The sequence below is a fragment of the uncultured Campylobacter sp. genome, assembly GCF_937981295.1.
Lineage (GTDB): Bacteria > Campylobacterota > Campylobacteria > Campylobacterales > Campylobacteraceae > Campylobacter_B.
On the sequence record NZ_CALJPC010000098.1, the window covers coordinates 1 to 23,349 of the forward strand.

The window sequence follows — 23,349 nt, forward strand, 5'->3', positions numbered from 1 at the left end:
ACTTTGCACTTTCTTTTATTTTTTTTATATCTTTAAAAAATTCATCTATATTGCACCTGAAAAGCTTCGAGAGCTTGTATAGATGAAGCAAATTGAATCGTTTTTGATCTGTGAAATTTTCCATGTTTGCGTAAAATCCGTTTGAAGCTTGACCTATGCTTAGGGCAGTTTCTAGCTGGCTTAAACCACATTCTTGGCGTATTCTCTTAACATTGCTTGCTACGATTTTTAAAAATTCTTCATCTTCTTCTTTTGTAGTTATTTGCGGCAAAGAAAGCATAGAAATAATTCCTATATAAAAGTTTTCTATAAGTTTAGTTCTTATATAATGCTTTTTCAATTTCCATCAGCGATTATTTCTATAGAGATTAAATTGTAAATGATGTAATTTTGAAATTTTTTTAATTTTAAATGAAAATCATGGATGGATTTGTAATTTTGTTTTATAAAAAAGCAATAAATTCAAAAGAGGTAAATATGAAAAAATTGTAGCCTTTATTTTGGCTTGCATTTTAGGATTCATTACTTTCTTTATAGTAGTTGGATCTCTAAATTTTTTGCTTTTATTTAATAACCTAAAAATGGGACCAATACTCATATTGGCGTTGTTTTCATTTTTTATTTGGATCACCAAACGACTTTATTTTTTCTTTTACAGAAAGATTGACCGCGAGCATACGGAAGAAGAGCAAAAATGAAAGCTATTATTTCCATGATTGCTCTTTTTATGAGTGCATTTTCATTGGACGGATATACCTATTATTCCACTCAAAATAATCCTAAGGCGAAAGGTCTTGATTTGAAAATAGGAATTCCTAATTCCTTTATATTGAAGGATGGTTATAGACCAAATGTGGTTTTAAAATTTATAGATACAAATTTAAATATGATTATGGTCCTAATATATAAATCACCGGATTTTATGGGAGTAGAATTGAATCAAACTAATTACAAAGAATTTTGTGAGTCCAATATAGTGGATATGTCTAAAAATAATATGCTATCGCGGTTAATTTCTTGTGATATGCTAGTTATTGAAAATTTACCAGCTGTTGGTATGGTAAGTGAGATTTTAGGAAAGAGATTAAATCTAGAAATTACAAGCTATAATAATACATATTTTGTATTCTATAGAGACTATCTTATAGAAATAAATTTTGTTTCTGTTGATATGCAGAAATTATTGACCCTAGAAGATACAATATATCAGGTTTTAAATTCAATAGTAATCAATGATATGTACAGATAAGGAGCATAGATGTCACTTTTGATCTCAATTATATTTTTCCTATTATACTGTATGAGTTTTAGACCATCGTTCAATCCGTATAACCCATATAGAGATCATATATTTTTATTAAATAGGCTTTTTAAGTGGCTTTCTATCATCTCGGCAATCATTTTTATTGTGAGAATTTTTTCATAAGGAAGGTAGTCATGAAAATATTATTGATTTCTATATGTTTTATAATAACAGCCAAATCTTATATGATAAATGGCATGTACGCAACTATGGAAAGTTGTAGATATGAACAATTTGGTTATGAATTTGGATATGTGGGTTATTATCGTGGCAACGATAATAATCTGTATATTATATTTTTTGGAAAAAATTATTGTGAATTTTAATAAGAGGAATTAAAAATGAAAAAAGTACTAGCCTTTTTGGTTGTATGTTCTTGTTGTTTTTCTGCAAATAAACAAAGTTGCAATATAGCGTTGCAACAAATTTTAAGTTATGAAAAATATCCTATAAATCAGCAAAACATGATTATTATAAATGAACCTTTTTGCGATGAATATGGGAATCTGAACAGAGTAGTGATTTTGACAAATCTATTTCTAAATAATAGCAATATGAGTATTGAAGAATTAGAAAATCACATGGCTAATAATGCGAGTCCGCAGTTTTGTAGGTTTTTAAATATGGGTAGATTTTTTGACTATATTAACAAGCACACTTCATTTTATAAAACCGAAGATGGAAAAAATCTATTTGAATTATCTGTAAGCAAGGAAGGTTGTGTCAAATATAGATAAATTTTAGAGTAAAAGTATCTTTAGAGGGTATAGAGAGGTCATTTAAACGCCGCGAAGCTCATAAAATTCGCCCATTTAAAAATACTCTCGACGTGCTTAAAGCCCGCGCCCAGCGCCAAAGCGCGGTTTTCCGCTTCGGTGTATGGCACTAGCACGTTTTCGAGCGCCTCGCGTTTTTGCGCGATCTCGTAGCGCGAATAGCCTTGCGTGCGCTTGTAATCCTCGTAAATTTCGATCATCCGGCGCGCGAGCGCAGGCTCTTCGTAGACGATCTTTTCGCTAAAGATCAAAACCCCATCCTCACGCAATCCGTCGTAAATTTTACTCACGAGCGCGGCCCTACGCGGCGGCCTGATGAACTGCAGAGTGTAGTTTAAAATCACGGCGTCGCAGTCCGCGAGGCTCGCATCCAGCACGTCCGATACGCTAAGCTCGAGCTCGGCGCCGAACGCCGCCGCCTTAGCGCGAGCGTTTTGTATCATCGCCTCCGAGCTGTCGATGCCGCACAGCCGCAGATCGGGGCGCAGCGCAAACAGCGCCAGCAGCGCGGTCGCAGTCGAGCAGCCAAGATCGATCACGCGGGCCTTTTGCGGCAGTATCCGCGCCAAAAGCTCGCTGCTAAGTCGCGTGCTGGCCTCGTAAAACGGCACGCTGCGGCCGATCATATCATCAAAAACCGACGCGACGCTGGCGTCAAACTCAAACTGCTTTTTGATAGGCTCTTTAAAAATTTCGTCTTTCATCCGTTTCCTTTTTAGTTTCGCTATTTGCGCAGCACTCGATTTATACTTCCTACGCATGCTAAGCGCAGAATTCTCACGCCGCGCTTTCTGCACTTAGCACTTACGCGACACTCGATTTGCGACCGCTACGCATGGAATTTTTGCGCTTAGTTTGCCCCGTGCGTAAGCATACCTAAATTTTAAACGCAGCATGAGCGCTTTTGATGCGAGCGAGCTGTATCCCAGTTTGTGCTCCACTTCTAGCCCAGATACGCTTGATGCATGATTAAATTTCATGTCTTGCTTGACAGACCCTAAAATTCCGCGCCGTGCAAATACATCTTTAAAATTCTACGCCGTATTTTCGCAGCATTAATTTTACGTCGCCAAATCTCACGCTACCAAAACAGCTCCTTTAAATTCTTTAATTACTAACTTAAACTAAAAGCATAGTCAAAGCTCCATTAGTAGAATTTCGCACCCATTTTGCGATTTTACGCGCCGTAAATGGAGGCGCTTGGTAAAATTTACGTTTGACTATGCGCATAATTTAGCCGCTTGGCTCTTGCTCGGCAGCTTATCCCTGCTAAATTTTAAAGCTTCGCAGCGCAACTAAGATTTTTTATCGCCCTTAATTTTTGGCGCGGCTTGCACTTGCCTTGTTTTGCATGAGCTGAAGCTCAAGGTGCGTTAAAGCCATGTAGGCGATACGTCGTTAAAATTTAACGACTTTTTAGCAGCTTGCGCGCCGCTTTTGTGTACACTTCCCATATGGCATCGCAGACGCAGGCGGTGCACCAAGTATTCTCAATGACAACGGGCACACGACTTTTATACGGGACGACGCAGACGGCTCATTTAATGCGCCTAGATGCAAAACGCGTGCAGACACATCAAATTTCAAGCACACAGCGCGCAAATTTCATCTTTAAGCTTACAAGCCGTAGATTAAAATTTGCGGTTTCGTAGTACCGCCTCCGCCTCCGAAGCGTCTTTTAAAATCTGCTCTTTAAGCCGCGCTAGATCGCTAAATTTGCGATTTTCACGTAGGAACTTTATAAATTTCACGCAAGCAAATTTCGCGCCGCTGTTTTTGTCCGCAACCTCTAAATTTTTATTTTCGGCGTCCAAGCTCTCACTCGCCGCAAAATTTTGTGTAGAAATTTCTACTGAATTACACGCCGAAATTTCATCTAAATTTCGCGCAGAATGTGCGGCTTGCCTCCCGCAACACGGCGCGCGATCTTGCGCAGAATTTACGGCCTCGAAGCCCGCAAAGCCCCCTAAAATGTGCGTTTCAATCGCAAAAGCCCCGTCGGTGCTGAGCCTGTGCCCCAAGAAGCTCACGCTTGCAAATTCCTTGCTTCCGGCGCGCGCCAGGGTCGCATACACGCCGCTTTTTGGCATAAAATAGCCGCTCGCATCAAGATTTAGCGTCGCTACGAACTCCCGCGCCCCGCGCCCCTGACCGCGCACGATCCGCCCGCAGATCTCGTAATTTCGCCCCAAAAGTTCCGCCGCTTCTTCGCACTGGCCGCGCGATAAAAGCTCTTTGATCCTGCTTGAATGCACGCCGCCGCCGCTTAAGCAAAACTCCCCTACGACGCAGGTTTGCCCACGAAATTCGCGCCTTAAAAATTCCACGTCCCACGCCCGATCACGCCCAAATCTAAAGTCCTCGCCGACGACAATTTTTTGTAAATTTATGAAATTCTGCCTTAAAAGTGTGATAAATTCGCCTCCGCTAAGGCTTTTGATAGTGCGTAGATCGCAATAAAAAATCTTTTTGTTCGTAAACGCCTGCCGTGACGCAAAAGGGGTTAGCTTCGTGCCACCACCTGCTAGGATTACGATTATTGCGCCTTGCTCGCCTAGGCGCTCAAATAATTTTTGATGTCCAAGGTGCATGCCGTCGAAGTTGCCGATTGCTACGGCGCGCACATTATCGCGGTTTGAGCCTTGTAGCGTTGCGAAAATATCGCCTCGTGCGAACTGCTCGCTTAGGCGCGCACGCAGCACTTCCGCACAAGCAGGAAACGTGCCTTGAGCCTGCACGTCTACGTCATTGCTGCAAGCGTCATTATAAGCCGTTTTACTGCCAAAAGTCGTTTCATTGCTGCAAGAGGTGTCGGTGTCTGCTTCATCTGCGCGGTGCGCATCGCCGGTTTTATTTTTGCGTAGCTCTTGCTTCGGGTGTTCGATACTTTTAGATGAATTTTCCACATTGCTTGTGAAATTCTGTTCCGTAAAATTTTTCAAGCTGGAATTCTGCGCTACGAAATTTTGCTCTTTAAAATTCCGTAGTGAAGCCTCTGTATGGTCTTTACATGATTTTTGATTAGCCATTATTGCTGCTTTGTCCAGACGATTTTTTTGGTGTCGTAACCGCTATGCTTCGCCTTTTTTAGATATAGGATGCGGATCGGCTCGGGCAGGGTTTTGGTGCGCGAGAGGATATACAGCTCGCTCGTATCGGCGCCGAAGATCAGGGCGTAGCGATAGTCGCCGTCCACCTGCGCCACGCGGTAGAGGGAGTCGGAAATCAGACCTTTTTGATAGAGCAGACCTACGTTTTTATCGCCCGCAAACTCCAACACGTGCTGCTCGTTTTTGATTTTGCCCGAGCTCGTTTGGGCTGATTTTAGGAGGTTGATGGTGGAATTTTTATCGACGAAGCACTCGTAGGCGGTGTTTTGCAGATCGTCGTCGCCCTTCATGCGGGCGATCTCATACCAGCCGCCGCTAAATTTAGAGATGTCGAAGTTTTTTACGATCGGCGCTTTGGGGCTCAGACTTTTGGCGCATGAGCTCAAAAAAACGGCGCCTAGCACCAAAATAATCAAATTTTTAAATTTCATCGTTCGTCCTTTTTAGAAGATAGAAAAATTCTTGATTTCCCTCTTTGCCCGTGATCTTACAGGCGCTAGCGTGCAGCACGGCAAGGCCCAGCTCGGCGCATAGCCGCTCAAATTTCGTCCGTGCGGCGCGCGCCGCTTTTTCGTCTTTGAGCACGCCTTTTTTATTTCGCTTGATCTCCGCGCCGACTTCAAACTGCGGCTTAAATAGCACGATGAGAACGCTTTTTGCAAGGCGCACGAGGCTTTCTAGGATTAAATTTAGCGAGATGAAGCTCACGTCGCAGGTGATGAGATCAAATTTTTTCTTGCTCGCAAACTCCCTGATGTCGGTGTTTTCGCGCACTATCACGCGAGGGTCGCGCCGCAAAATTTCGCTTAGCTGCGAGCTGCCGACGTCAAGCGCGGTCACGCTCTTCGCGCCGCGCTGCAATAAAATCTGCACGAACCCGCCGGTGCTGCTGCCTACGTCCAAAACATCGACTCCCGCTAAATTTAAAACCTCTTTTTGAGAAGGCTTTATTTGTAGCGGCTCCGCGCCGCCTTCGCTGCGGCACGCGCCCGCCTTGCCGCCAGATTTGGAGGCTGCCGTATTTGAAATCTCTGCCGTTTCGGCGTCTACGTCCGTTTGCAAATGCCCTGCCGTATCGGCGCCTGTGCTCATCTGTAAAAATTCCACTGTTTGCTTGCCTGCACCGGTTTGTAAAAGCTCCGCCGTATCGGCGCTAGTTTTTACGTTGCGGATCGCCTCGGTAGTCGCTTTCGCGCTCTTTGTTGTCGTGACGGCCGCGCTTGGAATTTCGGTCGTCTCGTTCGCGTTTAAAATTCTTTTCGTAGCCGCAAAATCGGCACTTGAAATTTGCGTCGTTACTGCGCCCGCCTTTTGCGTCGCTGCCGCTTTGCTATCCGCGTCCTTTGCGGCGCTGCACGGCTTTGAAATTTCTGCCGCCGTGCTAGGCAAATTTGCGCCGCAGCTTGCTAAAAGCCCGTTTTCGGCGAGCTCGTCCAAAAAGCCTGCAAGCTTGAGCGCGCCCCTGCTTACGTAAATTTGATCAACCGCGCTGATTTCGCCGCTCTGCTCGGGCGCTATCTGTGCAGAGGGCCTGTTTTGAATGGCGCCTCGCAGCAAAATTTTATCCTGTTTTATTAGCGCGGCAGCCTGATTTCTGCTGATTTTAAGCGTATTTGCGACGAGCAGATCAAATCTCATTTTGCTTTTTCTCCGCGCCGCGATGAAATTTTAAAGCTTGCGCAGTTTTTGCGCGAGCTTGAGCTTAAAATTTTATCACGTGTAGTAAAACCTCGCGTAGCAATACCGCAAGGCTCAAATTTTAACCCGCGACGTGCCGTAAATTTAGCTATACTGCGCGTTGTAAATTTCGGCTCGCCGTGCGTTGCAAATTTTATATCGTCGCTAGCGAAAATTTTAAAATTTTTCCTATCGGCGCAGTGTTCGCGCGCCGCAAAATTTGAGATATTCTTGCTTGCAGCCGCATCTATCGGCGTCGTGCGCGCCGTTTTAGCGCCGCGGCAGGCAGAGCTCGCCCGCCTCGCAGAAATCGCCTCTCGGTCATCCGCTTTTACGCGCGCTTCAAAGCCCTGTGGTCTTGCGTCGACTGCTCGATTTGCAGCTCTCGCTTCTGCCGTTAAATTTGACGTTCGTTCGCGTACCGCAAAATTTTTAAAATTCTCGCGCTTCGTAAAACACGCAAGCGCCGCAGAGCGGAGATTGCTTTTGAAATTTAATCCCGCGCCGTTTGAGTGCGGGTTTGGCGCCAAACAAAAAACCTTCACTCGCCGCTCCCCGCGAGCACTTCAGGCTCGCTCTTGCCGGGTGAATTTGCGCCGGGCGTCGCCAGGCTCGCAAGCGCTTCAAACTCGCTCTCGTCGATCACCCGCACGCCAAGCGAGCGGGCTTTTTGCAGTTTGGAGCCCGCTTCTGCGCCTGCAAGCACGAAGTCGGTCTTGGCAGATACCGAGCCTTGCACCTTCGCGCCCATTGCCAAAAGCCTGGCCTTAAACTCGTCGCGCGGACGGCTAAGCGTGCCGGTGATGACGACGCTGCGGTCCGTGAAGACGCTTTTGACGGTCTGCATCTCGGGCGCGCGAGGCGCGATGATTTCGCTTAGATTTAGAATTTTTTCGCGATTTATCTTGCAAAACTCCGCTAGGCTCCTTGCCATCGCTTCTCCAAAGCCCTCCAGCCGCAAAATTTCATCCTCGCTCGCATCCAGCCAATCCTGCCCGAATGCCGCAGCGATCTTGCGCGCGGCCACCTCGCCGATGTGTTCGATCCCCAAAGAAGCGATGAAGCGCTCAAGCGGCGCGTTTTTGCTCGCGTTTATCGCGCCCAAAAGGTTTGAAATTTTTTTATCCGCAAAGCCCTCAAGATCCGCCAAATCCTGCGCGCCGAGGGCGTAAATGTCGCCGATCTTTGAAATTTTGCCGCTTTCAAAAAGCTGCGTGATCGTCGCATCGCTTAGCCCTTCAATATTCATGCATTTTTTGGAGCAGAAATAGATCAGCGAGCCTATCACGCGCGCCTTGCAATCGAGGTTTTGACACTTTATGAGCGCGCCTTCGTCAAGTAGCTTCTCGCCGCAAACCGGGCAGCGACCCGGGCGCGAAATTTCGCTCTGCGTGCCGTCTCTGCGCTGTTTATAAACGCTCGTGATCTTCGGGATCACGTCGCCGCTGCGGATGATGCCTACGAAATCGTTTTTCATCAGCCCAAGTCGCGCGATCTCGTCGAAATTATGAAGCGTCGCGTTTGAAACGTTCGCGCCGTCGATATTTACGCTATCTACGACGGCTACGGGGGTGACTGCGCCGGTGCGGCCGACCTGCAGATTGATCTCGCGCAGCCGCGTTACCTTTTCGACCGCAGGAAATTTATACGCGACCATAAAGCGCGGAAATTTCACCGTATAGCCCATCTGTGCGCACTTTGAAAGCTCGTTTACGCGGATTACCATGCCGTCAAGCATCAGGTCTTTGCTCGCGCGCATGCTATGTAGCGCCTCGTACGCGCTCCTGATCTCGCTTGCGCTCTTGCAGATGCGGCAAAACTCGTCGCGTAAGAAACCTAAGCTGCGCACGAACTCCATTATCTGCGAGTGCAGCGCAAAGCCTAACGAATGCTCGCCCACTCCCCACGGGATAAATTTTAGCTTCCGCTTCGCTACGATCGCGCTATCTAGCTGGCGCAGGCTTCCCGCGGCGGCGTTGCGCGGGTTTGAAAACAGGCTCTCGCCGTTTGCGGCGCGCTCGTCGTTTAGCGCGTCAAAATCGCTCTTTGCGATCAGCGTCTCGCCGCGGATCTCGATCCTTCCCTCGTAGGGGATCTGAAGCGGCACCGATTTGATCGCTCTTGCGTTTTGCGTCACGTCCTCGCCTATAAGCCCGTCGCCGCGCGTCGCCGCGCTTATAAGCACGCCGCCTTCGTAGGTCAAATTTAAGCTCGCGCCGTCAAATTTCGGCTCGACGTAAAACTGCGCGCCGCTCTTCTCGCCGCGAGCTAGCCACGCCAAAAGATCCGCGTCGTCGAAAATATCCTCCATCGACCACATCTGCGCGCCGTGAGCGAGCTTAGAAAAGCCCTCGCTGATCGCGCCTCCGATGCGCCGTGTAGGCGAGTAGGGCAGCGCGAGCGCGGGATTTTGCTCCTCAAATTTCTCCGCTTGCGAATAAAGCTCGTCGTACTCCTCGTCGCTTGCGATCGGCCGATCGTCGGTGTAATATGCCCGCGCCCACGCATTTAGCGTATCTACCGCGGATCTGTATTCATCGTAATTCATCTTGCGCTCGCATCTTTAAATTTTAAAATTCCGCGCTCCGTTAAAATTTTACGTCGCGTTAGAATTTTACGCTCCGCGGCGGGTCTGTGCACCCCAAATACTGTGCCGCACAGCCCATTATCGTTAAATTTTGTGGGTCCGCTCGCTTTAAATTTCGTGTTTAAAAAGGCGCGATCAATTTTCATTGCCGAACTCCTTTAGCGCGCGCTCGTAATCAGCCGGCGTGTCGATGCCGATGCTTTCGGTTTCGATCCCAAGCATCGCGATCTTCTCGCCCGCGCTTATGGCGCGAAGCTGCTCGAGTTTTTCGGTATCTTCCAGCGCTGAGGCGGGCAGGGCGCAAAACCGCTTTAAATTTCGCACGCTGTATGCGTAGATGCCGATGTGTCCGAGGTAGCACTCGCATGCCGCGCGTGGATAGGGGATGAGCGAGCGCGAAAAATAGATCGCAAAGCCCGCATTATCAAGCACTAACTTGACTAAATTCGGATCCGCCGCCGCCCGAGGGCTTATATATTTGTAACAGCTCGCCATAAATGCGCCCTTTTGCGTGATCATGGCGTTGGCGAAATCTTTAAATTTAATCAAATTTTCGCTCTCGAAAAAGGGCTCGTCGGCTTGGATATTGATGATGATCTCGTTCTCCGCAAGCGCCGCGTTTGCGACCGCTTCATTGATCCGATCGGTGCCGCTTTGATGCTCGCGCGCGGTGAGAACGGCGTCAAAGCCGTAATCTTGCGCGATCTTTAAAATTTGCGGCTCATCCACGGCGATTAGCACGCGGTCTGCCTTGGCGGCATTCTGAGCCGTTTTGATAAACATCGGAACGCCATCAAACTCACATAAAATTTTATTTTTAAAGCGCGTCGAAGCAAGGCGTGCGGGGATTACTATCATTTTTTTATCCACTCTATTATGGCGTTTTTGATCTCGCTTTGCTCCACGACGCTGGAGTGTACCTGCGGCGCGCTAAAAAGGCGCGAGATCTGCGGCGGAATGTCGCTGCGAAATTCCTTCGAAAGTGCGATCATATCGGCTCGCTCGTCCTCGCAAGCCCTGCCTTTGATCGCGCCGATCATCGACGGCGTAAATTTAATCCACTTCGCGGTCGAGATGACGAGATTTAGGCGACTTTCGTCAAGTAGCTTAAAGCAGGTCGCCGTGTGCGGATCGATCAGCACGCCGCGGCTGCTCTCTTGCTTGATAAACTTAGCGCACTGCGCATCGTCGCAAAAATCCGCCTCGAAGACCTCGCGCAGCTTCGCAAGTTCGCTCTCGCTGAGTTTGTAAAATTTATCTCGCGCCAGGCTTTGCATCAGCTCGCTAGTGCGCGCATCGCCGAACATATCGCTAAGCAGCCGCTCAACGTTGGAGCTAACTAAAATATCCATCGCAGGGCTGATCGTGCGGATGAGCTCGCGCCCGCGCAGATCGTAGATGCCGCGCGTAAAAAGCTCGGTCAGGATATTGTTCGCGTTTGAAGCGATCTTGATTTTGCCGATCTTTGCGCCCATCTTTTTGGCGAAATACGCTCCCAGCGCGTTGCCGAAATTCCCGCTAGGCACTATGACGTCGAATGTGTTAAATTTAGCGTTCTGTTTTGCGCTCTGCGCGCCGTTTGCGCTTGTCGCAGCGTCTAAATTTTGACTGCACGCCGTGCACTGATCGCTTTGCTTTAAATTTTGCTCATAGCCCAATACGCCGTGCTTTGAGAAATAGATGCTAGCGTAGAGGTAGTAGATGATCTGAAATAAAATCCTGCCGAAATTTACCGAGTTTGCGGCGCTTAAGTTTAAATTTGCCCGCGCGAGCTCGTTTCTGAAATCATCGTCTGCCAGCAGCGATTTTAGCGCGCGTTGCGTATCGTCGAAGTTGCCGCGCACGCCTAAAATTTTAAGATTTGCCGCGCTTTGTTTGACCATCTGCTGGCGCTGTATCTCGCTCGTGCCGCCCTGCGGGTAGAGGCAGACCGCTTTGATATTCTCGTCGTCCGCAAAAGCCTCCAGCGTCGCAGGCCCCGTGTCGCCGCTCGTGGCACACATTATTAAAAATTTTTCATTCCTGGATTTTGCGATGCTTTTTAAAAGCGCGCCGAAGGGCTGCAGCGCCATATCCTTAAACGCGAGCGTCGGGCCGTGGTAAAGCTCCAAAATATAGGCGTTCTCGCTTAGTTTTTTGATCTGGACGGGGCAGGCGGGGTTTTCAAATTTATCGTAGCGCTTTAGCGCGCTCTCAAAGACCTCGCTGCTTACGTCAAAATCGAAGCTCTCGATGATTTTAAGCGCGATCTGTTTGTAGCTCAGATCCTCGCACTGCTTAAAAAAATCCTCGCTCAAAAGCGGCAGCCGCTCGGGGCTGAAAAGCCCGCCGCCGCTCGCGCTCGGATTTAGCAGCGCGTAGCTAAGATCCGCTTTTTGCGAAAAATCTCTCGTTGAAACCAGTTTCATCTTTTTCCTTTTTAAAATTTTAAAATTTACGCCCGCCTAGGCGCTTTAAATTTGATCGCTTAGGTCGCTTGCGCGGACTTGCGGCATCGCCGCTTTAAGCCTGCCGCCTCCGCGCTCGCGCCTAAATTTCTTCCTTTATTAAACTTCCTATGCCGCCGTCCGTGAAAAGCTCAAGCAGGATCGAGTGCGGAATTTTGCCGTTGATGATATGCGCGGCACTTGCGCCGTTTCGCACGCATTGCAGGCATGCATCGACCTTTGGGATCATGCCGCCTGCGATCGTGCCGTCCTTTTTAAGTTTCGAAATGAGCGCGGCATCAAGCTTGCTGATTAAATTTCCCTCTTTATCGAGCACTCCGTCAATGTCGCTTAAAAATATAGCCTTGCTCGCTTTTAGCGCGGCTGCGATCCTGCTGGCGCAGAGATCGGCATTGATATTAAAGCTCACGTTTTCGTCCGTCTCGCCGCCCGCAAGCGGGGCGATCACCGGCAGATAGTCCTTTTGCAGCAGGTCGTTTATCAGCTTGGTGTTTACCTCGGTGATCTCGCCTACGAAGCCGTATTTTTTCTCATCGAGGAATTTTGCCCTCAAAAGCCCGCCGTCCTTGCCGCTGATACCGATCGCGGGCGCGCCGTTTTGGTTCAAAAGCGCCGTGATCTCTTTATTTACCGCGCCGCTTAGCACCATCTCGGTAATTTCGATCGCGTCTTTATTCGTTATGCGAAGCCCGTCCTTAAACTCGCTGCGCACGCCGATCTTATCCAGGGTCTGATTGATCTTTTTGCCGCCGCCGTGCACGACGATGATCTTGATGCCGACCATATGCAAAAGCACGATATCGCGGGCAAAATCAAGCTTGAGCGTATCGTCGGTTTGCGCCGCGCCGCCGTATTTGACGACGAAAATTTTATCTCTAAATTTACGGATATAGGGCAGCGCGGAGATGATGACTTCGGCGGTTTTGCTCTTTTTTATCATAAAATTCCTTTAAAAACCTTATTTTATCATAGCTTGGTTTATGTAGTTTTGAATTTCGCGGATAAAGTTTTCGCTTAGCTTTAAATTTAGCAAAATCACCGAAATTTCCGCGCCCAAATCCCTTAATTTCACGTAATCTTTCGCCGTGCAAAGGATATGCTCCGCATCCTCGCGCCTTAACAGCTCTAAAATCTGCTCTTTTTTGAAATCATAATGGTCGGGGAAAAATGCGTGGGCTTTTGCGAGCGGCAAAAACTCTTGCAAGCGCCAAGGCTTGGCGATAGCGCTGATTAAGATCGTACGGGATTTTTCAAAACCAGCCTCTTTAGAATTTAAAATTTTATCCGCAGCCGCGGGGTTTAAATTTGAAATTTCATCTGCCGCGCGATTTAAATTTAAATCCGAAATTTTATCCGCGGCGAGATTTGAAATCTCATTCGTGCCGTTTAGCTTACTTTGCAGATCCGCCGCCGAAATGATTTTAAGCTCCTGCGAGATGTCGCTTTGCGCGGGTATGAAATCCGCAAATTTATAAAAAAACGGCGGGTAGCGATATGCGGCGAATGGCAGACAAAAGGGCAGCTTCGGCGCGCTTTGAGGGCGTAGCAAGATATCAAATTTAGAGATATTAAATTTAGAAAATCCGTCGTCCAAGATCACGAGCTCAAAGCCGAGAGTTTGCGCGCGCAAAATCCCTGCGGCGCGATCTTCGCTAACGATTACGTTTGCGCCGCGCAGAAACAGCGCGTATTCCATCGCCTCATCGCCGCTTTGCCCTACGTCGCAAAGTATCCGTCCGCCGAGAGATACTTCGAGCAAGCCTCTGCTTTTGCGCCCGTATCCGCGAAGAATGATGCATGTTTTGAGCTCCCCGCTAAATTCTTTAAAAAGCGCTCGCACTAGCGGGGTTTTGCCGCTTCCGCCGAGGGTTAAATTTCCGACGCTGATTATTGGAATTTTAAATTTTTGCGGCTTAGCAAAGAGCCTTTTTAGGCAGACGATAAGCGTATAAAGTAGCGATAAAGGCGCTAAAATTACTCCGAGCGCAAGCCATGCGGGGCTCGGGTCGTATAGGTTTCGCTCGATTAGGAGTTTAAACACGATTTTGCGCTATCTCTTTGATCTGCTCGCAGATGTAGCTCACATCGTCGTCGCTAAGCGCCGTGTAGATCGGCAGGGATAAAATTTGCTGATAGTTTTTAAGCGCATTCGGGAAATCATTGACCTTGTAATTATATTTGCTTTTGTAGTAGCTTAGCAGATGCACCGGCACATAGTGCAGCGAAACACTCACTCCGCGCGAGATCAGCGCCTTGGCGAAATCGTCGCGGTTTTTGTCGATCTTTACGATGAATTGAGTATAGATATGCTCCTCGCTGTCGCTTGGAAGCGTCACGTGAGGGCAGTTTGCGAGCTGCTCGCGATACGCTGCGGCGATCTGCTTGCGGCGCTTTATAAAGGTATCGGTTTTTGCAAACTGGGCGATCGCGTAAGCGGAATTTATAGCGTTAAGATCATATTTTTGACCGATGCGATCGACGTCGTAGGTAAAGGACATATTGCCGTCTTTGTAAAAGGCGTCTCCCACGATGCCGCCGTTTCTTAAAATTTGCGCGGCGCTTGCGATCTCATCGTCGTTCGTGACGAAAAAGCCCGCCGTAGAGATCGCGTCTTGCGCTTGAGGATTGATCTGAAAGCACGATATGAGCGAGCTTTTAAGCGCTCCGATTTTTGCGCCTTTATAGGTAGCGCCCATAGCGCGGCACGCATCGTCTATAAGGATGATATTTTCGCTTTTGGCGACCTCGCTGATGGCGTCTATATCCGCAGCAAGCCCCGCGATGTGCGAGATGAAAGCGCATTTTAGTTTCTTGTGGCGGTTCTGATCTATCGTGCGAGCAAGGCTTTCGCTCGTGATGTTAAAGCTTATCGGATCGATATCTACGAAAACGGGCTCTGCGTCGAAGTGGCGGATCACTTCGGCGACATTGGGGAAGGAATTTACGGAGCATAAAATTTTATCTCCGCGCTTAATATCCATCGCGCAAAGCGCCAGATGCAGCGCCGTCGTGCCGCTCGTGGTAGATACGGCGTGCTTTACGCCGAAATATTTACAAATATCCTCTTCAAAAATTTCGCTATATCTTATATCGCTGTTGTAGAGGGCGCTTTTAATTAAGTCTTCCTCTTTTTTATCGATTTGAGCCTTATAAAACGGTATCTCTTTCATAAATCTCTCCTTAGTGTGCGGGCTCTATGCGGGCGACCGCGGGCGCGCGAAGCTTAAAATTATTTTTAAGAATTCTACGGACGATAAATTTCACTAGCTCTTGATTGTGGCGCGAGTTTCGCAGATATTTTAGATCGTTTGCGGTTATTTGCTCGCCTGAGCGAAATTTCGTCCGCAGCGTTTCGTGCGAAAAAATATCTCTTAGCACGCTATCTAAGATCTCGTAGCTGTATCCAAGCTCGCGCTCATCGCTTTGATTTTCCCATAGATCGGCGCTCGGGGCTTTTTTGATAATTGCATCGTCTATGCATAAAATTTTTGCAAATTTAAACAGATCGGTTTTTAAAATTTCTCCAATAGGATTAAACGCGCAGGCTAGATCGCCGTAAATCGTGCCGTAGCCTAGCATCCTCTCGCTAAGATTGCTCGTGCCTACGACTACGCCGCGTTTAGCCGCGCTGTAATCATAAAGCAAGCTCATTCTTACGCGCGCGGCGAAATTTCCGATGCGAAGCGGGCTTGCGCTGGGATTTAAAGCGGTAAAATTTTCTACAAATGGCGCGATCTCTTGGATTTCGTAGGGGATATTAAAAGATTCGCAGTGAAAGATGCCGTCTGCCATATTTTCTAAATTTGAACCCGCACTAGGCAGGATAAGTCCGTAAGTGGGGATCTCGGTAAGTGCACAAAGCGCGGAAACCACGGCGCTGTCAAGCCCACCGCTGATACCCACTACAAAGGCGTCCGCGCCCGTTTCATCGAGTCTCTCCGATAAAAAATCGGTCAGTTGCGGCAGCAAATCGTCCAAAAACATAATATTTAGCCTTAAAATTTTACGTTAAATTGTGCGAATTTTAACTATTTTTGGCTAAATTACGGCTTTAATTTAAGCTTAAAAGGAGGATTTAAATGCAAATTTTAAAAAAAGCTTTCGGCGAATACGCGACGAACTGCTACATTCTAAAGGGCGAGCAGGGCGATCTAGTGATCGATCCGGGGCAGGGCAGCTTTGATTGGGTGATGCAAAATACGGGAAAGATCGCGGCGGTTTTGAATACGCATGGGCATTTCGATCATGTTTATGACGATGCGAAGCTGCAAAGAATGGGCGCTAAAATTTATATCCACGAGGATGACGCCTTTATGCTGCGAGCGGATCCTTTTGAGACGATGCCCGAGCCCATAGAAGCGGACGTGCTCATAAAAGGGCAGGAGCAAAGCTTTGAAATAGCGGGCTTTAACGTTAAATTTAGCCTTTTTGCAGGACATACGCCGGGCAGCTGTATGATTGAAGTGGACGGCGTTATCTTTAGCGGCGACGTCATATTTAAAGGCTCTATCGGCAGATGGGATTTTCTCTTTTCAAGCGGCGCGCAGATGAGAGAATCTCTGCATAAAATTTTGCAGATAAAGGGCGATTTTACGCTATATCCGGGACACGGCCCAAATACTAGCCTGCAGGCCGAGAGGCAAAATTTAAAATATTTTTTGCAGCTTTTTGAGCGCTGATCGTTTAAATTTAACTGCGCTTAGTCGCGCAAAAGAAGCGGCGTGAAGCGGCATGAGACCGGTCGGCGTTAAATTTTATACCGCTTTGCTCGTGGGCACCGGAATTGATGCCGCTTTACTCGCATTGCAGTTTACAGCTTTGTTTGTCGCCGCGGGCGTTAAATTTTGCGCTGCGTTCGTACTGCGCGCATTGGCGAAGATGCGTAGATAAAATTTTAAAATTTACCGCTGCTTGATTAAATTAATAAAATTCCGCGCTGCTGCGCATGCAAGACGCAAAGCGTAGCGCAAAAGCAAAATTTAAAATTTCGTGCCGCCGTGTGCGCAAGACGCAAAGCGTAATGCAAAAGACGAAATTTAAAATTTGCACTGCCGTACCGATCCTAGCCGTTACAATGCGATCTAATCCAATTTGGGGCCCGCTAAATTTAGCTAAATTCCGCGCTCTGTCGAATCAAAATTTTCTCCGCGAGCTGATAAATTCAGTAAAATTTTACGCATTTTTAGAAGCGCAGATCGCGTCCGAAGCTCATTTTATATCGGTGCACGGGTACACGAAAAATGTCTTAAAGGCGTAGATCACGCCCTAAGCCGCACGTAGATACGCCTCGGGGCGGGGTAGCCCTCGATCGTGCGCGAGCTGTCGAGCGGGTCTAGGAAATTCTCCAAGCTCTGCCCGTCGATCCACTCCGTTTTGCGCTGCTCGCTAGCATCCGTGGGCTTTTGAGCCAAAATTTCAAAATCTCTAAATTTCGCCCGCCCGCACCAATTCTGTAGCGCGCCGACGGTCGGGACGAAGTAGATATTTGAAATTTTCGAGTAGCTGTTTTTCGGACACAGCGCGAAATCGCCCGCTCCTTCGATATACATCGTGTCTAAAATCACCTCGCCGCCCGCATTTAGCGAGGCTCGCAGATCTTTTAGCATCTTTACGGGGTCGCTGCGGTGGTAGATGACGCCGAGACAGAAGATCGTGTCGAATTTATGCTCGTAAAAGGGCAGATGCTCCACGCCCAAAAGCTCGAATTTCGCGCCGCTACGGAAGAATTTCTCGATGAAGCGAAACTGCAGATAAAATAGCGCGCTCGGGTCGAACCCCACAAGCCGCGCAGGCGCTAGCTCGCTTGCGCGAAACATATAGTAGCCGTTGTTGCAGCCCACGTCGGCGACGGTTTTGCCGCTCAGATCTAAAAACGGCTGTAGCAGGTTAAATTTAACGAAGCTTCGCCACTCGGTATCGATAAAAAGCTCATTCAGCGCAAAAGGCCCCTTGCGCCACGGCTTTAGCGCTCGCGCGATACGCAAAATTTCATTCTCTTGCTCCGCGCTAGCGCTAAAGCTTGCCCGCACGACGTCGCCGCACTCGCACTCGCACCCGCCGATTCGTAGTGCCTCGATCGCGCTTAAAATTTCGCGGTTTTGCCCGCTTTGCAGCTTTTTAAAGTTCTCGTCTCTGATTTTTTGCAGATCCATTTTTAATCCTAAAATTTCAAATTTAGCGCCATTTTAACATAAAATTTTATCCATTTTAAGGCGCAAAAAGATAAAATCGACTTGCAATTCAAGCAAAGGAGCAAAAAATGCAAGAAGCAAAAACGAGAAAATTTAGTCTCAGGTTTAATCACGAAATTTCAAGTAGCGGCGCAGAGGTTCGGCTTTGGCTGCCATTAGTGCTGCAAGAGCCCTATCAGAGGTTGCTTGGCGAATATCATGCCCGCTCAAATGCGCAAGAGTCGGCTATCTGCGGAGATCATATAAGCACGTACTACGCGCGCTTCGCACCCGATAAAGAGGCAAGAGCGGGCGTCGGCAAATACGGCGAGCAAGGTGTCGTAGGCGAAGAGGATGATTATTTTGAGCTTAGCTTCGATATTGAAATTTCGGAGCGAAACACCGATTTTAGCAAGGTAAGCTTTAATGAAAATGAGCGCTTGAGCCCCGAGATCGAGGAGTTTTTAAAGCCTTCAAAGCTAATTCCGGTAGAAGGCGCTGCGAAACAAAAATCAGACGAGATCACCGACTCGCTTAAAGGCGATCTGGAAAAGGCGCGCGCGATCTACGAGTGGGTTGCTAAAAATATGAATCGCGATAATAGCGTGATCGCATGCGGCAGCGGCGATGCAGCGGCGATTTTAAGCAGCGGCAAGCTAAGCGGCAAATGCGCCGATATTAATAGCGTGTTCGTTGCGCTCTGCAGAGCAGCTGGCATTCCTGCGCGCGCTATTTACGGCATCCGCACGGGCACGGCGCAGAAATTTTCGCCTGAAATGGGCGTCATGGGCGCCTTAAGTGGTGGTGCGCTTGAAATTTCCGGTGCGCAGCATTGCAGAGCGGAATTTTATCTAAAAGGTCACGGCTGGATCCCCGTCGATCCCGCGGACGTTACAAAGGTGCGATTGGGCGAGAACTTAAGCGAGGATGATTCCAAGCTAGCGCGGGTGCGCGAGTATCTTTTTGGCAACTGGGAGCCGTGCTGGCTGGGCTTTAACTACGCTCGCGAAATCGTGCTAAATCCGCGCCCGGCGCACGTTCCGATTGAAATTTTTTCGCATCCGTATTGCGAAGTGGGCGGTACGCCGAAAGATCCGTACTCGCCTAAAAATTTTATCTACGAGTATTTTTCGCGAGAAATTTAATCCTCTGGTGGCTTGCATTTTACCGCCTTACCGCCGCATTTTGCTTAAGCTAAGCCGCCGCGCTTCGTCAAAGTTTAACCGTTTCATCGAAACGCACGCTTGGCTTTTGCGACAGCGGCGCTTTTTGCGTGGTTTAGCCTACGCTGCCGATACATACTGCCTGCGCGCCTAGTTTGCGGGCTATCATGCCCGCTTTGGCGAAATTTCGCGCTATGTCTTTGAGCAAAATTTTGAAATTTTAAAGCGAGCAAAATTTTGAAATTTTAAATATGGATAGAATTTCAAAATTTACGGCTTGCGGAATTTTAAATTTAGCGATTTCAAAGCCGCAAAAGGCTAAAATCCGCGCGTAAATTAGGGCTAAGGCTTAGCCATTTTATTTTGAAGGCATTTCATGCAAAGACGCGATTTTTTAAGAAACACTGCGATTTTAGGCGCCGTTATGGCAACTCCGAGTACTATTTTGGGCGGGGAAAAAGTCATTGACAAAAAGAGAACTTTCGGGCTATCGCTAAATCACGAAATTTTGGAAGAGGGCAAGCAGACTCGGCTTTGGATACCGCTTCCTCTCATCACGGAATATCAAAAGGTAAGCGACGTAAAATTTGACGGCAATTTCAACGATCCGTCCGTGGACTACGGCGAAATTCCGACGCTCTATGCCGGCTACGTCGGGGTGGCAAAGCCTACGCTAAACATTAAATTTAGCGTCGAGACCTTTGAGCGAAATACCGACTTTAGCAAGGTAAAATTTAATCCGAACGAAAAGCTTAACCCCGAGGTAGCGAAGTTTTTAGAGCCTAGCACGCAAATTCAAATCGACGGCGTCGTTAAGCAAAAATCAGACGAGATCGCAGGCGGCATCAAGGGTGATCTGGAAAAGGCGCGCGCGATTTATACGTGGGTGGCAAACACTATGCAGCGCGATAACAGCGTGCTAGGCTGCGGGTTAGGGGACGTGAAGCAAATTTTAAGCAGCGGCAAGCTAAGCGGCAAATGCACCGACATAAATAGCGTTTTCGTCGCACTTTGCCGTGCGCAGGGCATAGCCGCAAGAGAGATGTTTGGCATCCGCGTCGGCGCGTCGAGATTTAGCGCTCAAATGGGCGCCGCGCCTAAAGACAGCGTCAGCCATATCTCGGGCGCGCAGCACTGCAGAGCGGAATTTTATCTAAAAGGCCACGGTTGGATCCCGGTCGATCCTGCGGACGTTACAAAGGTGCGACTCGGCGAGAAGCTAAGCAATGACGACAGCAAGCTCGTTAAAATCCGCGAGTATTTATTTGGTAACTGGGAGATGTGCTGGATCGGCTTTAACTACGGCAGAGACTTCACGCTAAGCCCACGCCCAGCGCAGTTTCCGATCAATAATTTCGGCTATCCTTACGGCGAAGTGGACGGCAACACTCTTAATTACTACTCGCCGAAAGATTTCAGCTACGATTACAGGTCGAAAGAGCTGTAGCGGTTCGCGTTTTGCTATGCGGCACGTCGAACTACTTGAGCTTTTTGAGTAGGTATACAAGAAAGGCTTCCCGCTAGACGACTTTGGGCGGATGTGTAAAAGCGCGCCTAATCTACATGCTGCCGCGTCTGCATTGGAAAAAAAATTCCGCGCTTTATTTGGCGTGGAATTTTAAAATTTTTTAGAATTTTGTGAGCGGCGAAATTTTAAAATTCCAAGATGAATAAAATTTTGAAATTTTTCGGCGCGAAATTTTAAAATTTACGGCTTGCGGAATTTAAAATTTCGCCTCTTTGCCACTCTGTGCGAAATTTGGTAGTGGTAAAATTTGCGGATAAAATTCCGCGTCAAAAGGCCGACGAGGGTGCGACAAGATTATTAAGATTATACTTAAAGGTAAAATTTGAAAACCGAACTAGAAAATCCTGCACAAGAAACCTTGACGCAAAAGCGAGAATATCCTGGCAAAAATCGCTTCAGCACGCGCAGTCTGTGGCTGATATTTGCCGCGATTTTTAGCGCAGTCGCGGCGACGTTTTGTTGCCTACCCGCGCTTTTATTTTTGATTTTCGGCGCGAGCTTTTCCATTTTTTCAGGCGCAGAGGCTTTCGGCAACTACCGCGCGCCGCTTTCTGCGTTAGCACTTTTTTGCTTCGCGCTTTCTGCATTTTTCTTTTTCAAAAAGCCGCGCGCATGCTCGCTACAAAGCGGGCGCAAAAAGTGGATTCTGATCTACGTGCTTTTAGGGACCTTGCTTGCCTTTATGCTTACATATCCCGAAATTTTAGGAGGGCTTTATGCGTAAAATTTTGTTTTTGATGTTTGGATTTACGGCGCTTTTTGCCGACAAAGAAGTTAAAATTTACGTGGAAAAAATCCACTGCCCGCTCTGCACTACGATCGTGCGAAAGGCGCTTTTGCAAACACCAGGCGTGATAAGCGCGAAGGTTTCACAGCAGAGCAAAATCGCGACCGTCGCGGCAAAGGATGATGCAAACGAGACCGCGATGCTTGAGGCAATCGCTAAAACGGGCTATGAAGGCGTAATCGTAAAATAAAAATCCCCGGCAAAATTCTGACTAAATTTTAAATAAAATTCTTGCTAAATTTCGGTAAAATTCATGCGACTTTACGTAAAATTTCATTTTGCGCGGCTTGCCTGCAGCGTAAACTAGCGCGATTGAAATTCTGCGCGTATTTTGCGGAAGCGCTATGTCGGCGCGATCGCGTTTAAATTTAGCAGAATTTCGCAAGCGCTTAAGCGAGTGCGGTTGCGCTTAAATTTAGCGATATGCACCGCCGCATATACACCGCGCTAAAATAAATTCCAAGGAGTGAACATGCAAAAAAACGAGGTTATGAACGATTTTAAGAAGCTGTGCGAGATACCGCACTGCAGCTGCGAAACGGAGCAGATGAGGGAGTTTTTGGCGGATTTTGCGCGCTGCCAGGGCTTTAGCGTGAGCGTCGATGAGGCGGGCAACATCCACGCCGAAAAGGGCGAGCCTAAAATTTGCTTGCAAAGCCACTACGACATGGTTTGCGTGGGCGCGGCGCCGAATTTGCAGCTCATCGAAGAGGATGGCATATTAAGAGCCAAAAACTCGAGCTTGGGCGCTGACGACGGCATCGGCGTGGCGATGATGATGGGCGCGATGCGGGAGTTTGCGAATTTAGAGTGTCTATTTACCAACGACGAAGAAGTCGGGCTCGTGGGCGCAAACGCCTTTAAGGGTAAAATTTTATCGCCGAATTTGCTAAATTTAGACAGCGAGGAGGACGACCGCGTGACGCTGGGCTGTGCCGGCGGCATAAACGTGAGCGCGAAAATCGGCGCCGCGAGCGTCAAAAAGAGCGGTAAAATTTACGAGATCGGCGTCACCAGGCTTAGCGGCGGGCACTCGGGCAACGAGATACATAAAAATATCCCAAACGCGACGAAGCTGCTGGCGAAATTTCTCGCCGAGGAGGGCTGTGAGCTTATAAGCCTGGATTTTGGCGAGAGGAGCAACTCGATCCCAGCAAACGCCGTGTGTAAGGCGCTGTGCGCGCATGAGCCGGCGCAGCGCGGCCTAGCGTGGGTAAAGAGCCTGGGCGAGGGCGAAGCAGACGTGTTGGTAAACAGCGGCAAAATTTTGGCGCTAATTAACTCCTTCGCTCAGGGCGTGCGTAGTTACGATACGCAGCTTGGCATGGTAAACGAAAGCATAAATCTCTCGACCGTTAAGCAAAAAGAGGGCGTGATCGAGTTTGACTTTTTCGCTCGCGCGATGAAGCGAGAGGGGCTCGAAAATCTAGGCTTTGAGACTAGCACGCTGGCTAGCGCGCTGGACTTTGATGTGAGAGTAGCCGACCGCTCGGCGAACTGGGCGCCGTGTATCAGCGACTTTGCCCATCTGGTGCTTGAGGAGTTGCAAAAACAAAAGCCGCAGGCCAAATTTGCCGCCGTGCACGCAGGCCTTGAGTGCGGCGTACTGGTCGCAAAACAGCCCGAGCTGCAGGCCTGCTCCATAGGACCTAACATCCACTCGCCACACTCGGTAAACGAGCACTGCGAGATAGCGTCGGTGGAGATGATGGCGGAAGTGGTGAGAAATATCGTCGCTAGACTGCAATAAATTTAGCGGCTTGTCTTTTTGTCCTATACTTCGTTGGATTTAAATTTTACT

23 protein-coding genes are annotated in these 23,349 nt (G+C 48.3%); 8 read left to right on the forward strand and 15 right to left on the reverse strand.

Going from position 1 to position 23,349, the window contains the following annotated elements; all coding sequences use genetic code 11:
• On the reverse strand, positions 1 to 340 hold a 340-nt coding region (locus Q0135_RS10500), incomplete at its 3' end, for a helix-turn-helix domain-containing protein (RefSeq protein WP_367272155.1).
• A gap of 354 nt (positions 341 to 694) precedes the next feature.
• Here Q0135_RS10500 and Q0135_RS10505 point away from each other — a divergent pair.
• On the forward strand, positions 695 to 1,249 hold the full coding sequence (locus Q0135_RS10505) for a hypothetical protein (RefSeq protein WP_297990334.1): 555 nt from the start codon (positions 695 to 697) through the stop codon (positions 1,247 to 1,249).
• 395 nt (positions 1,250 to 1,644) lie between these two features.
• Complete coding sequence (locus Q0135_RS10510) at positions 1,645 to 2,040, forward strand: hypothetical protein (protein ID WP_297990335.1); 396 nt, start codon at positions 1,645 to 1,647, stop codon at positions 2,038 to 2,040.
• 38 nt (positions 2,041 to 2,078) lie between these two features.
• Here Q0135_RS10510 and cmoA read toward each other — a convergent pair whose 3' ends face one another.
• The 13 genes from cmoA to nadE form a co-directional block, all read right to left on the reverse strand.
• On the reverse strand, positions 2,079 to 2,783 hold the full coding sequence (cmoA, locus tag Q0135_RS10515; protein ID WP_297990336.1) for a carboxy-S-adenosyl-L-methionine synthase CmoA: 705 nt from the start codon (positions 2,781 to 2,783) through the stop codon (positions 2,079 to 2,081).
• Positions 2,784 to 3,710: 927 nt separating this feature from the next.
• Entirely contained in the window at positions 3,711 to 5,108 is a 1,398-nt protein-coding gene (locus tag Q0135_RS10520) for a riboflavin kinase (RefSeq protein ID WP_297990338.1), read from the reverse strand.
• Positions 5,108 to 5,620 (reverse strand): lipocalin family protein, encoded by a 513-nt coding sequence (locus Q0135_RS10525; protein ID WP_297961003.1) that lies wholly within the window; start codon positions 5,618 to 5,620, stop codon positions 5,108 to 5,110. The genes Q0135_RS10520 and Q0135_RS10525 overlap by 1 nt, the downstream gene beginning before the upstream one ends.
• On the reverse strand, positions 5,610 to 6,827 hold the full coding sequence (locus Q0135_RS10530; protein WP_297990340.1) for an SAM-dependent methyltransferase: 1,218 nt from the start codon (positions 6,825 to 6,827) through the stop codon (positions 5,610 to 5,612). The genes Q0135_RS10525 and Q0135_RS10530 overlap by 11 nt, the downstream gene beginning before the upstream one ends.
• Positions 6,824 to 7,411 (reverse strand): hypothetical protein, encoded by a 588-nt coding sequence (locus Q0135_RS10535; protein ID WP_297990342.1) that lies wholly within the window; start codon positions 7,409 to 7,411, stop codon positions 6,824 to 6,826. Before Q0135_RS10535 ends, Q0135_RS10530 begins: the two co-directional genes overlap by 4 nt.
• On the reverse strand, positions 7,408 to 9,414 hold the full coding sequence (ligA, locus tag Q0135_RS10540; RefSeq protein WP_297990344.1) for an NAD-dependent DNA ligase LigA: 2,007 nt from the start codon (positions 9,412 to 9,414) through the stop codon (positions 7,408 to 7,410). The genes Q0135_RS10535 and ligA overlap by 4 nt, the downstream gene beginning before the upstream one ends.
• Positions 9,411 to 9,599: a hypothetical protein gene (locus tag Q0135_RS10545; RefSeq protein ID WP_297990345.1), complete on the reverse strand. Its 189-nt coding sequence runs from the start codon at positions 9,597 to 9,599 to the stop codon at positions 9,411 to 9,413. The genes ligA and Q0135_RS10545 overlap by 4 nt, the downstream gene beginning before the upstream one ends.
• Positions 9,589 to 10,311, reverse strand: a complete 723-nt coding sequence (kdsB, locus tag Q0135_RS10550) for a 3-deoxy-manno-octulosonate cytidylyltransferase (RefSeq protein WP_297990346.1) — start codon at positions 10,309 to 10,311, stop codon at positions 9,589 to 9,591. Before kdsB ends, Q0135_RS10545 begins: the two co-directional genes overlap by 11 nt.
• A complete protein-coding gene (gene thrC, locus Q0135_RS10555; protein ID WP_297990347.1) occupies positions 10,308 to 11,861 on the reverse strand; it encodes a threonine synthase in 1,554 nt (517 codons plus the stop codon). Before thrC ends, kdsB begins: the two co-directional genes overlap by 4 nt.
• Positions 11,862 to 11,982: 121 nt before the next feature.
• Positions 11,983 to 12,840 (reverse strand): acetylglutamate kinase, encoded by an 858-nt coding sequence (gene argB, locus Q0135_RS10560; protein ID WP_297990348.1) that lies wholly within the window; start codon positions 12,838 to 12,840, stop codon positions 11,983 to 11,985.
• An 18-nt stretch (positions 12,841 to 12,858) separates the two neighbouring features.
• A complete protein-coding gene (locus Q0135_RS10565) occupies positions 12,859 to 13,941 on the reverse strand; it encodes a tetraacyldisaccharide 4'-kinase (RefSeq protein ID WP_297990349.1) in 1,083 nt (360 codons plus the stop codon).
• A complete protein-coding gene (locus Q0135_RS10570; protein WP_297990350.1) occupies positions 13,934 to 15,070 on the reverse strand; it encodes a DegT/DnrJ/EryC1/StrS aminotransferase family protein in 1,137 nt (378 codons plus the stop codon). Before Q0135_RS10570 ends, Q0135_RS10565 begins: the two co-directional genes overlap by 8 nt.
• Positions 15,071 to 15,080: 10 nt before the next feature.
• On the reverse strand, positions 15,081 to 15,884 hold the full coding sequence (nadE, locus tag Q0135_RS10575) for an NAD(+) synthase (protein ID WP_297990351.1): 804 nt from the start codon (positions 15,882 to 15,884) through the stop codon (positions 15,081 to 15,083).
• Positions 15,885 to 15,979: 95 nt separating this feature from the next.
• On the opposite strand from nadE, the gene Q0135_RS10580 reads away from it, so the two are divergent.
• A complete protein-coding gene (locus Q0135_RS10580; protein ID WP_297990352.1) occupies positions 15,980 to 16,579 on the forward strand; it encodes an MBL fold metallo-hydrolase in 600 nt (199 codons plus the stop codon).
• A gap of 579 nt (positions 16,580 to 17,158) precedes the next feature.
• Here Q0135_RS10580 and cmoB read toward each other — a convergent pair.
• Entirely contained in the window at positions 17,159 to 18,052 is an 894-nt protein-coding gene (gene cmoB, locus Q0135_RS10585; RefSeq protein ID WP_297990353.1) for a tRNA 5-methoxyuridine(34)/uridine 5-oxyacetic acid(34) synthase CmoB, read from the reverse strand.
• Positions 18,053 to 18,159: 107 nt separating this feature from the next.
• Here cmoB and Q0135_RS10590 point away from each other — a divergent pair, with 107 nt between their 5' ends.
• From Q0135_RS10590 to Q0135_RS10610, 5 genes are all read left to right on the forward strand, one after another.
• Complete coding sequence (locus Q0135_RS10590; RefSeq protein ID WP_297990354.1) at positions 18,160 to 19,215, forward strand: transglutaminase-like domain-containing protein; 1,056 nt, start codon at positions 18,160 to 18,162, stop codon at positions 19,213 to 19,215.
• 394 nt (positions 19,216 to 19,609) lie between these two features.
• Positions 19,610 to 20,680, forward strand: coding sequence for a transglutaminase-like domain-containing protein (locus Q0135_RS10595; protein WP_297990355.1), 1,071 nt, complete (start codon positions 19,610 to 19,612; stop codon positions 20,678 to 20,680).
• A gap of 403 nt (positions 20,681 to 21,083) precedes the next feature.
• Positions 21,084 to 21,485 (forward strand): aryl sulfotransferase, encoded by a 402-nt coding sequence (locus Q0135_RS10600; protein ID WP_297990357.1) that lies wholly within the window; start codon positions 21,084 to 21,086, stop codon positions 21,483 to 21,485.
• Positions 21,478 to 21,738 (forward strand): heavy-metal-associated domain-containing protein, encoded by a 261-nt coding sequence (locus tag Q0135_RS10605; RefSeq protein WP_297990359.1) that lies wholly within the window; start codon positions 21,478 to 21,480, stop codon positions 21,736 to 21,738. The genes Q0135_RS10600 and Q0135_RS10605 overlap by 8 nt, the downstream gene beginning before the upstream one ends.
• A gap of 282 nt (positions 21,739 to 22,020) precedes the next feature.
• Positions 22,021 to 23,298 carry a M20/M25/M40 family metallo-hydrolase gene (locus tag Q0135_RS10610; protein ID WP_297990360.1) on the forward strand — a complete coding sequence of 426 codons (1,278 nt, stop codon included), beginning with the start codon at positions 22,021 to 22,023 and terminating at the stop codon, positions 23,296 to 23,298.
• Positions 23,299 to 23,349: the final 51 nt, after the last annotated feature.